Source organism: Acetobacter orleanensis (genome assembly GCF_001581005.1).
Lineage (GTDB): Bacteria > Pseudomonadota > Alphaproteobacteria > Acetobacterales > Acetobacteraceae > Acetobacter > Acetobacter orleanensis.
Window position 1 is genome coordinate 1 of sequence record NZ_LHZV01000010.1, and the last position, 869, is coordinate 869.

1 pseudogene is annotated in these 869 nt (G+C 52.5%); it reads right to left on the reverse strand.

What is annotated here, in order from left to right:
• Window positions 1-869, reverse strand: a pseudogene (locus AD949_RS00055) (IS5 family transposase); the annotation flags it as partial.

Genomic DNA, 869 nt, shown 5'->3' on the forward strand with positions numbered 1-869 from the left:
GAGAATGCAGCGCATATTATAGACGATATTGGCCAGCCCGATCCTCATGGTGGCTCGCGTTATGCCTACGGTTCGTATGAACAGTCCTGTCTGCGCTTTCTGATCGGCAAAAACATGCTCGACACGCGACCGGATAACGGATTTTCCTGCATTCGATTTCTGGATATGTCGTGGCATGGGCTTGAGATGAGGCTTTTTCCTGTGAACCTTCGAGACAAAGCCATGCTTTTCCATGAAGTCCTCATTGGCTTTTGAGCGGTAGGTGGTATCTGCCCAGACATCAGACGCCGTATTGCTGTGATCAAGAAGCCCCTCACGTAGTCTGGCACCATCGCTGGCGGCAGCATCCGTCGTCTTCCATTTGCGGATCAGCCGAAACTTTCGGTCGATGGAACTATGCGATTTATAGCCAAAAAAGGGATAGCGAGATCCGTGGACGGGATCGTCCCGTCATCCTGACACTTTGCTTTCGTGAACTTCAGCGTCCATCGCGCATGGCGATCTTTATGGGACAGCTTTGACGGCTTGTCCTGCCAATCCTGCGGGATCCGTCCTTCCCGCAGATCGGCCTTCTCCCCATTGGTATTGCGCTGCTTTGGGGTCGCTACCAGTGTAGCGTCCATGATCTGGCCTGACATCGGCAGATAACCGGCATTCCGCAGGATCGCATCAAAGTGGTTGAACAAAACATCAATTGCTCCCGCCTGTGTCAGACGCTCACGAAATAGCCAGACGGTCTTGGCATCAGGCACGCAGTCAGACAGTCCCAGACCAAGGAAACGCATGAAGGAAAGACGGTCGTTGATCAGGTATTCTGTCCGTTCGTCCGACAAGTTGTTCAGCGTCTGGATGACCAGAATTTTGAACAT